The following is a 10,091-nucleotide window of genomic DNA, read 5'->3' on the forward strand; positions in this document are numbered from 1 at the left end:
TGATCCTGAACAACATCGGCAACGGCGGCGAGGTCTGCGACCCGAACTACATCGAAGGTGCGGCCGGCAACGCCGCCCTGATGGCGATGACGCGTGCGCTCGGCGGATCGAGCCTCGACGACAACATCCGCGTCGTCGGTGTCAACCCCGGCCCGGTCGATACGACGCGCATCTACACCATGCTGCGCAAGTTCGCCGAGACGAAGCTCGGCGACGCCGGGCGCTACGAGGAGCTGCTGGAGCGGTACCCGTTGAAGCGCCCCGCCAAGGTGCACGAGGTCACCGACCTGTTCCTGTTCCTCGCCTCGTTCCGCTCCGGATACACCTCCGGCACCATCGTCACCGTGGACGGCGGCATCGCGTCCAAGCGTTCCGTGGTCTGAGGAGGATTCCATGCCCTACGCGACGACGGGCGACGGCGTCCGGCTGTTCTTCGAGGAGGCCGGCCGCGGCTCGGCCGTGGTCTTCGTGCACGAGTTCGGCGGCAACCACTGGAGCTGGGAGCCGCAGATGAACGCCTTCAGCCGCCGCCACCGCTGCCTCACCTTCGCGGCGCGGGGCTTCCCGCCCTCCGACGTGCCGCAGGACGCGGACGCCTATTCGCAGGCGCGCGCGGCCGACGACATCATCGACGTGATGGACGCCGCCGGCATCGACAGGGCGCATCTCGTCGGCCTCTCGATGGGCGGCTTTGCCGTGCTCCACGCAGGGCTGCGGCATCCCGGCCGCGTGCTCTCGATCACCGCGGCCGGCGCCGGCTACGGCGCGGAGAAGGCGCACGAGGCCTATTTCAAGGGCGTCTCCGAGCAGGTCGCGGCGAGCTTCGAGGCGCGCGGCGCAAAGGACTTCGCGCCGGTCTACGCGCAAGGCGCCTCGCGGGTGCAGTTCCAGGCCAAGGACCCGCGCGGCTGGGCGCTGTTTGCCGAGCGGCTCGGCGAGCACTCGGCCCGCGGTGCGGCCCACACCATGCGCGGGGTGCAGATGCAACGCCCCTCGCTCTACGACCTCGAAGCGGAGTTCCGCGCCATGGCGGTGCCGCTCCTCGTCCTGGTCGGCGACGAGGACGACCATTGCCTGCAGCCCGGGATCTTCCTCAAGAAGACCGTGCCAGCCTCCGGCCTCGCGGTGCTGCCGAAGACCGGCCATACGCTGAACCTGGAAGAGCCCGAGCTGTTCAACCGGCTGCTCTCGGAGTTCGTCGCGCAGGTCGAGGCCGGGTGCTGGGGCCCGCGCGACCCCCGCGCCGACCCCGCCCAGATCATGCGGACCACGTAAAGGATGACGCCCTCGGCCCACGTCGACGGCGGGCGGCTCTGGGGCCGGCTCATGGACTTGGCCCGCTTCGGGGGCGGGCCCGAGGGCAGCGTCGACCGGCAGGCGCTCACGCGGACGGAGATCGCGGCCAGGGCGGAGCTCGTGCGATGGGGCCGCGCCCTGCACCTGGAACCGGCCACGGACGCCGCTGCCAACCTGTTCCTGCGGCTTCCGGGCTCCGAGCCCGGCCTGCCGCCGGTGCTGGCCGGCTCCCACGCCGACACCCAGCCGAACGGGGGCCGCTTCGACGGCGCCTACGGCGTGGTGGCGGCCCTCGAGGCGGTCAACGCCTTCCGGGACGCCGGCCTCGTGCCCCGCCGCGCCATCGAGGTCGTCGCCTGGACCAACGAGGAGGCGTGCCGTTTCGCGCCGGGGATGACGGGCTCGACGGCCTTCGCTTCGGGGACGCTGACGGACGCAGTCGCCGAAATCTGCGATGCGGACGGCATCCGCTTGGGCGACGCCCTGGCCGAGGTCCTGGCGGCCGACATCGGCCTGCCCCGCCTGCCGCTCGGCCGGCCGGTCGCCGCCTACGTCGAGGCGCATATCGAGCAGGGGCCGGTGCTGGAGCGCGCGGGGATTCCCATCGGCATCGTCTCCGGCATCCAGGGCACACGCCGCTACCGGGTGCGCGTCATCGGGGAGGCGGCCCATGCCGGCACGGCGGAACGGCGCGAACGCCGCGACGCGCTGATGGCCGCAATCCGCATGGTGGCGGCCATCGACGCGGCCGCGCTGGAGCCCGAGGACGTGAAGCTCACGGTGGGGCTGTTCCAGGTCGCCCCCAACGCGCCGTCCGTCGTGCCCGCCGAGGTGCTGTTCTCGATCGACCTGCGCCACCCCGACGACGCGGTCGTCGCGCGGGTGGATGCGCGCATCCGCGCCATCGTCGAGGCGGCGGCCAGCCCCTGCACCGCCACGCTGCGCCAGATCCAGCACGACCCGTCGCTGGAATTCCCGCCAGCCCTGCGCGACCTGGTGGCGGGCGCGGCCGCCGACCTCGGCATCGCCCACCGCACCCTGGCCTCGGCCGCGGGCCACGACGCGCGCCACCTGCACGGCGTCTGCCCCACGGCGATGATTTTCGTGCCGTGCCGGGCCGGCATCAGCCACAACCCGGCGGAATGGGCCGAGCCCGCCGACCTCACCGCCGGCGCGCGGGTGCTGACCGAGACCCTGTGGCGGCTCGCGATGCGGTGACGTGATCCCCCGGCATGGCCCGTGGCGGTCCTTCGCGGTCGCCACCCTCGACCGGGTCGACGGGTTCGACACGTGCCGCCTGCTCGAACCAGGGCGCGGTTCGCTTTCGCGTGTCCCTCAGAAGCGGTAGGTGACGTTGCCCTTGACGGCGTGATCCGTGATGCGGTCTCCGGCCTGCCCGGTATAGGCGACCCCGAGGGTGGCGTTGGAGGCGACGCGCAGGTCGAGCCCGGCCTCCGCGACGAGGGCGTCGCGGGCGATCGGGATGCCCGCGGTGAGGAAGGCCGGACCTGTGCCGAAAGCCAGCAGCGCGGTCGGGACGACGTCGCCAAAGGCGCGGCGGTAGCCGACGAGGCCGTGGGCCGAGAGCGGCAGTCCGAGGCCGAGATCCAGGCTCGTCCGGGCGCGCAGGCCCGCGGTGAGTGCGCCGACCTCGGTGGTGCGGCTGAAGCTCGTCAGCGCCGCGATGCCGCCGGCCTCGACGAAACGGTCGCGTCCGATCGAGACGTAGGAGCCGCCGACGAAGGGCTCGATGTAGCTCAGCGCCTGCGCCGAGCGCGGGCCTGCATCCTTCGACAGCAGCGCCGTCTGGCCGACGCCCAGGAAGACGCGGTAGCCGAGTTCGCCGAAGCCCTGGATCGTCGAGCCGCCGCCGTGGCCGGCCGGGTTGTCGGCGAGGCCGGCGAACACCACGGTACGGCGGGTGCGGGCGTCGTTGTCGGCGTAGACCGCCCCGAGGCGCAGCGAGACCGGCCCGCCTTCGTAGCTGCCGTAGAGGCCGCCGAAGCCGCTCGCGATCGTGGCCGATTGCAGGCGGCCGGCGGTGTCGAGGGAGGCCGAGGTATAGCCGCCGGCGATGCCGAACTTGAAACCGCTCTCCAGCCGCACGTCGGCACCGAGCACGAAGCCCGAGATGTGGTAGCTCAGGCCGGCGGTGTTGCCGTCGCCGCGCGCGTCGCCGAAGGCGCCGAAGCCCTGGCCCCAGAGCCCGAACACCTTCGGATCGAGGATGCGGGCCGGCACGCTCGCCACTGGGGGGCTGCGGCCCGGAAGGTCGGCGGTGTAGGCGGCGGGCAGCCGGCCGTAGTCCAGGCCCTCGGCCGAGCCCGGCGTCACGCCCCAGCGCAGGCGGTCGAGGATCGCCTCGCGGACGAAGAAGGCGGTCTCGTACTCCGTCGAGACGGTGCCGGCATGGATGTCGCCGGCAAGCCGCTGGAAGGCCCCTTGCGCCTCGGGCGTCGTCAGGCCGACCGTTGCGGCGTAGATGCCCGTGCCGGGGCCGCCGGCCTGGATGGCGGTGGCGACCGCGGCCTGGTTGCGGTTCTGCGCGATGGTTGAAAACGCGATGTCGTTGCGGGTCAGCGTCAGGTCGACCGCGTCGGCTTGGTAGCGAAGCGTCGGCGTCAGGAAGGCGAAGTTCGCGGCGACGCCCGCGAACTGCCCGGTGACGCCGCCGGCCGCCGTGAGGATCGCGTATCGCGTGCGCGGGTCGTAGGTGCCGGCGGCCGCCAGCACCTGCACCGTGCCGCCGGCGAGCACGGCGGTGCCGGTGGCCGCGATCCGGTCGGACTGGCCGGCCGCGTTCGCCTCGACCTGATAGACCGAACCCGACGCGAAGCCGACGTTGCCGGCGACGTTGAGCGTGCCGATCGAATTGCCCGGCGCGACGGTGCCCCCGGCCCGCGCCACGATCCCACCGACCGTGCCGGTGCCGCCGAGAACCGCTCCCGTGCCGACGGTGACGATCGAGTTCGCGAGGCTGCCGTTCACGGCGAGCCGGCCCGCGACGACGCTGGTGCCGCCGGACAGGGTGTCGGCGCCGGTGAGGGTCAGGCTTCCACTGCCCGCCTTCACGAGCTGGCCGGGGCCGGAGAGCGCGTTGGCGAGACTCGCATCCGTCGCTTGGTCGATCACCAGCGTCGCGGCATTGACGATGGCGCCAGTGCCGAAGCTCGCGGCCGAGCCGATCAGCGTGCCGCCCGAGACCGTCGTTCCCCCGGTATAAGTGCTGCCGCCCGTCAGCGTCAGCGTTCCGGGGCCTTCCTTGATGAGGGAGCCGCCGCGGGCGCCGCCGTCCACGATCACCCCGCCGAAGGTGCCGGACCCGACGGCGAGCGTGCCTGCTGACGCCGGGCTGCCGAGCGACACGGTTCCCCGCCCGTTCAAGGCGGCGATCGTCTGGGCGAAGCCGTTCAGATCGAACGTGCCGCCGCTCATCGTCAGCGTCGTCGCGGTGGCGAGCCGCTGCTCGCCCGCAAGTTGCAGCGTCCCGCCGGCGATCAGGACATCCGGTGTCGCGACGCGGCCGCGAAGCACCGTCGTCCCGCCGAGCTGCGACAGCGTCCCGGTTCCGCCGAGGGTGACGTCCGTGTCGACGATGCCGCCGTTCGACTGGTAGCTCGGCGCCGTCAGCGTGGCGGGACCGAGCGAAGAGGTGAGCGTGCCGCCCGACAGCGTGAAGCCGAGCGTCCGGTAGGAGAAGCCCGCCATGTCGAGGCTCTCGCCCGCCAGGACCTTCCACTGCGAGACGTCGAACAGTTCGAGGTTGACGAGGTTCGAGACCCAGCGACCGCGCTGGTTGTCGTCGGGCAGCACGAGGCGGGCGAAGCCGTTGGTGCCGAGCGATGTCCCGGGCGCGCCGCCGTTCATCGCGTAGGCGACGAGGATCGGGTTGCTCGTGTTGGCCCCGAAATCCGGATTGATCTCCCCGATCGAGATCGTCGACTGGTAGCCGTCGCTGCCGGTCGCGATGACGAAGTCGCGCAGGAGGTTGTTGCGGACCGCCGGGTTCGCCGTGATGCCGACCGCCTGGAGCACGGTCCAGAGCGGCACGCCGGTGAAGCTCGCGGCCGCCGAAGCGCCGCTCGCCGGCGCGTTGACCGTCGTGGCGCCCAGCGCCGTCAGCGTGGCGAGATTGAACGTCGCGGGCGCGTTCACCGAGCCGGTGACGGTGAACTGGCTGGACGAGCCGCCGGGAAAAGTCCCCGTCATGCGCGGGGCGTGCAGGACGTCGATGCTCTCGACGTTCGAGACGTAGCGGCCGCCGCGGATGTCGCCCGGCTCGGTCGTGCGTGCGAAGCCGTCGGTCGTCAGGAGCCGGCCGGGGGTGCTCGCATAGGCCACGAGTTCGGGGCGCGCCGTGCTGCCGCCGAAACTCGGGCTGAGCTCGCCGAGCGCGTAGACGGCCTGATAGCCGTCGCTCCCGGTCGCGATCACGGCGCTGCGCAGCACGTCGTTGCGCGTGGCCGGATCGAGACGAAGCCCGACGGTGTCGTTGAGCAGCGACCACAGCGTCGGGCCGGTGAACGTCGTCGTGGTCGAACTGTTGCCGTTGAGGAAGCTGACGGTCTGGGTCTGGGCCGGCAACGCCTGCAGGTCCGACAGCTGAAACGTCCGGGCTGCCGTGACCTGACCGCCGACCGTGAACTGGGTCGTCGGCCCGTCGGCCAGGCCCGGAGCCGCGGTCCCCATCAGCATTCCGACGGCCGTCGCCGACAGCAGGCTCCCCCGTAGAGGTCGGCGGTTCGATCGTCCCTCGGAGCACGCGATCGAGGCCCTGGCATGCGTCTGGGACGGGACACCCCAGCGAGGATTCGAAGGCCGATGATCGTGACGCATGCCATGCATCCGGAGAACGTGTGCGCTATTGTCACCGGTATACAGCGATACGCCGCGCCCGGATCAAGGATGGTCCGCCCGCCGGTCCGGTTTCGTCCGACGTGTTTCCCGAAGGCAACAATGACGTTGCCACCGCGCGATCTTGTGCTTCGTCGAAGCAGGCGCAACCACGACGCGCCGAGGGGGCTCCTGGCCGTCCGTTGTATTCCAGCGGAGATAGCGCCGCTTCGCGGACAGGGGGTATGATCACCCATGCTCGTGCGCCATCTCTCCTACTTCGTCACGCTCGCCCGGATGCAGCACTTCGCGCGCGCCGCCGAGGCCTGCAACGTCACGCAGTCGACGCTGTCGGCCGCGATCCGCAAGCTGGAGGAGGATCTTCAGGTCACGCTGGTCGTGCGCAGCCAGCGATTCCTTGGGCTGACCGTCGAGGGCGAGCACCTGCTCGCCTGGTCGCGGCAGATCCTGACCGACTACGACAGCCTGCGGGAAGACCTGTCCGGGCTGCGAACCGGCCTGAGGGGAACGCTGCGCCTCGGCGTCATCCCCGCCGCGATGGGTGCGGTCGGCGTCCTGACCGCCCGATTCTGCGAGGCCCATCCCGAGGCGCTCGTCGAGATCCGCGCGCTGTCGTCGCGCGAGATCCAGAAGGGGCTCGACAGCTTCGAGATCGAGGCCGGCCTGACCTACCTGGAGAACGAGCCCCTCGATCGCGTACGGCGGGTGCCGCTCTACCATGAGCGCTACATCCTGGCGATGCGGGCCGACCATGCCCTCGCCCGGCACGGGCGCGTCGCCTGGGCGGAGGTGGAGGGTCACCGGCTCTGCCTCCTGAGCGAGGACATGCAGAACCGGCGTATCCTCGACAGGCTGGCGACGTCCCTCGGGGTGTCCCTTCGCCCCGCGGTCATCAGCAATTCCTACCTCGGCATCTGCGCGAACCTGCGGCAGGGCGGCTTCGCGGCGATCGTCCCGCACAGCTTCCGCCACCTCTTCGGCGGAACCGCCGACCTCGTCATGCTCGATCTCGTCGAGCCGGCGCACCGGCAGGCCGTCGGCCTCGTCCTGTCGGAGCGCGATCCGCTGCCGCCGATGGCGGCCGCGCTCTCCCGCGTCGTGCTCGATGCGGATCTGGAAACCACCTTCGCGGCAGCCGGCGCGAACCCTCACTCCTGATCGCCACCGTCGATCAGGCCATTGAAGACTTTCGTTGGACCCGGTCGGCCATCGCGCCGAACTTGGGGCCGCTCAAGTCACGGGACCGCGAACACGACGGTCTTCAGGATTCGAGCGGGGAAACGTCCGGCATTCATAAGCCTTCGCTTGCTTCTCGCACGTCGGTCGTCGGGCGGAATCCCCTTTGTCAGCCAACAAAGGGAAGTCATTCATGGCCAAGATCGTTCTCGTTCTCTACGATGATCCGGTCGACGGGTATCCGACGACCTACGCCCGCGACGACCTCCCGAAGATCGAGCGCTACTCCGACGGCCAGACGCTGCCGACGCCGAAGGCCATCGACTTCCAGCCAGGCACCCTGCTCGGCAGCGTCTCGGGCGAGCTCGGCCTGCGCCCCTACCTCGAATCGCTCGGCCACGAACTCATCGTGACCTCCTCGAAGGAAGGCCCTGATTCCGAGCTCGACAGGCATCTGCACGATGCCGAGGTGGTGATCTCGCAGCCGTTCTGGCCGGCCTACATGACGAAGGAGCGGATTGCGAAGGCGAAGAACCTCAAGATCATCGTCACCGCCGGCATCGGCTCGGATCACACCGATCTCGACGCCGCGAACGCGCACGACATCACGGTGGCGGAGGTGACCTTCTGCAACTCGATCAGCGTCGCCGAGCACGTGGTGATGATGATCCTCGGGCTCGTGCGCAACTACATCCCGTCCTACCAGTGGGTGGTGAAGGGCGGCTGGAACATCGCCGACTGCGTCACGCGCTCCTACGACGTCGAGGGGATGCATGTCGGCACGGTGGCGGCCGGCCGCATCGGCCTCGCGGTGCTCAAGCGTCTGAAGCCGTTCGACATGCACCTGCACTACACCGACCGCCACCGGCTGCCCGAGGCCGTCGAGAAGGAACTCGGACTGACCTGGCATGCCAGCCGCGAGGACATGTACGGCGTCTGCGACGTGGTGACCCTCAACTGTCCGCTCCATCCGGAGACCGAGGGCATGATCAACGACGAGACGCTGAAGCTGTTCAAGCGCGGCGCCTACCTCGTCAACACCGCCCGCGGCAAGCTCGCCGACCGCGATGCGATCGTCAGGGCCCTGGAGAGCGGCCGGCTCGCGGGCTATGCCGGCGACGTGTGGTACCCGCAGCCCGCCCCGCAGGACCACCCGTGGCGGACCATGCCGCATCACGGCATGACGCCGCACATCTCGGGCACCTCGCTCTCGGCCCAGGCGCGCTACGCCGCCGGCACCCGCGAGATCCTCGAATGCTACTTCGAGGACCGCCCGATCCGCGACGAATACCTGATCGTCCAGGACGGCAAGCTCGCGGGCGTCGGCGCACGCTCCTACAGCGTGAGCGACGCGGGCAAAGAGAGGATGGCCAAGCTCTGAGGCTCGGGCAGCCGGGCGGCCTTGGGTCGTCCGGCCAGTCCACCGCCCCAGTTGGAGCCGTGCCCGGCCACGTCGGATCGGGCACGGCTCCAACGCCTTGTTCTGACGTGCTCCTTTGCGACGAACCGGTATCCACTTCGTCGGAGTGCGCTCTCAATCCTCCGGATGGCTACGATGGACGATCGGCATCGGCAAGCCATGGCGCACGCGCCGAGCCCGAAGCAGCGCCTTGCGCGCTACGTGGCAGCGAACAAGGTGACCTCGGTCCTCATGGCGGGGCTAGGAGGCTTCGGCGTCATCTTCCTACTGGCCGAACTCACGGTACGGTTCGACGCGGGACTGCTGATCGCGCCCTTCGGCGCGAGCTGTGTGCTGGTCTTCGGTCTACCGCATAGCCCTCTCGCCCGGCCCCGCAACGTCGTTGGCGGCCATCTGATATCAACGGCTATGGGCCTCATCGCTTTTTCTCTGTTGGGCTCTACGCCCATGGCCTTCGGCATCGGTGTCGGATCAGCGATCGTTGCCATGGCGATGACAGGCACCGTGCATCCTCCCGCCGGGGCCGATCCGATCGTCGTGATCCTCACGGGGGCAAGCTGGAGCTTTCTCGCCGTACCGGTCCTGTCGGGGGCCGTGACGATCGTCGCCGCCGGGATGCTCTTTCGCACGTTCATCGTCGGCCGCCGGGAGACTGCCAAGATCTGAGGATATGTTCGGCAAAATTCGGCCGAAAAATCCCGTGCTTCCGCACTAGACCCTCGTTTGCTTCCTGATCCGAAAGCTATGCCGGATCGCATCATGATCCTGCTTAACAAATTCCTCGGAGCCTGTTTGACTTGGAACGTTTGGTCGATGCTTCGGACATCTTCTCGCCATCCAATCCGCCCCCTCATCCTGAGGTTCCGCGCCAGCGGCCTCGAAGGAGCCCTCCAGACCCCTCCGTGATTTCTGGAGGGCTCCTTCGAGGCCTCCGCTGCGCTCCGGCACCTCAGGATGAGGGAGTGTGTCAGGGCTCCGAACTCGGGTTAACGAGCAAGAGCCGAGCCCTCTGGCCACCCGCCCCGTCATTCCGGGGCTGCGCAGCAGAACCCGGACCCGGAGGGCCGCGCCGGAGACGTACAATCCATAACCGCCGCGCGCGCACATCATAGCTGCGTCGGCGGCTATGGATTCCGGGTTCGCCTTCGGCGCCCCGGAATGACGGAGCGGTTGTCCTCGGCAGCGAAGATGACTGTTCACGCCACCCATCGTTAACCCGCGTTCGAGGCCCTGGGGGGGGTGGGAGGACTTGATATAGGCCATCCCAATACCTGGGCTCAGGTCAAACAGGCTCTAGCAGGCTGCTGAAGAGGTCTGGCGTGCTGTTTGGTTTGGAGGATTGTCG

Annotated in this window: 7 protein-coding genes; 6 read left to right on the forward strand and 1 reads right to left on the reverse strand. The window is 69.7% G+C overall.

From position 1 onward, the window contains the following. The 3 genes from ACFE86_RS18605 to ACFE86_RS18615 form a co-directional block, all read left to right on the forward strand. A partial coding sequence (locus ACFE86_RS18605; protein WP_375456807.1) for an SDR family oxidoreductase occupies positions 1-383 on the forward strand: 383 nt, incomplete at its 5' end. Positions 384-393: 10 nt separating this feature from the next. Beyond that, positions 394-1,275 (forward strand): alpha/beta fold hydrolase, encoded by an 882-nt coding sequence (locus ACFE86_RS18610; protein WP_375456808.1) that lies wholly within the window; start codon positions 394-396, stop codon positions 1,273-1,275. A gap of 3 nt (positions 1,276-1,278) precedes the next feature. Then, the gene (locus tag ACFE86_RS18615) at positions 1,279-2,514 is read left to right on the forward strand and encodes a M20 family metallo-hydrolase (protein WP_375456809.1); all 1,236 of its coding nucleotides are present in this window, start codon (positions 1,279-1,281) and stop codon (positions 2,512-2,514) included. A gap of 117 nt (positions 2,515-2,631) precedes the next feature. On the opposite strand, the gene ACFE86_RS18620 is transcribed toward ACFE86_RS18615, so the two are convergent. Beyond that, positions 2,632-5,985 carry an autotransporter domain-containing protein gene (locus ACFE86_RS18620; protein ID WP_375456810.1) on the reverse strand — a complete coding sequence of 1,118 codons (3,354 nt, stop codon included), beginning with the start codon at positions 5,983-5,985 and terminating at the stop codon, positions 2,632-2,634. 399 nt (positions 5,986-6,384) lie between these two features. Here ACFE86_RS18620 and ACFE86_RS18625 point away from each other — a divergent pair, with 399 nt between their 5' ends. The 3 genes from ACFE86_RS18625 to ACFE86_RS18635 all read left to right on the forward strand — a co-directional run bounded on the left by ACFE86_RS18625 (position 6,385) and on the right by ACFE86_RS18635 (position 9,412). Then, positions 6,385-7,308 (forward strand): LysR family transcriptional regulator, encoded by a 924-nt coding sequence (locus ACFE86_RS18625; RefSeq protein WP_375456811.1) that lies wholly within the window; start codon positions 6,385-6,387, stop codon positions 7,306-7,308. Positions 7,309-7,519: 211 nt separating this feature from the next. After that, positions 7,520-8,707 carry an NAD-dependent formate dehydrogenase gene (locus ACFE86_RS18630; protein WP_375456812.1) on the forward strand — a complete coding sequence of 396 codons (1,188 nt, stop codon included), beginning with the start codon at positions 7,520-7,522 and terminating at the stop codon, positions 8,705-8,707. A 174-nt stretch (positions 8,708-8,881) separates the two neighbouring features. After that, complete coding sequence (locus ACFE86_RS18635) at positions 8,882-9,412, forward strand: HPP family protein (RefSeq protein ID WP_375456813.1); 531 nt, start codon at positions 8,882-8,884, stop codon at positions 9,410-9,412. Positions 9,413-10,091 lie beyond the last annotated feature (679 nt).

The sequence above is a fragment of the uncultured Methylobacterium sp. genome (assembly GCF_964244095.1).
GTDB lineage: Bacteria > Pseudomonadota > Alphaproteobacteria > Rhizobiales > Beijerinckiaceae > Methylobacterium.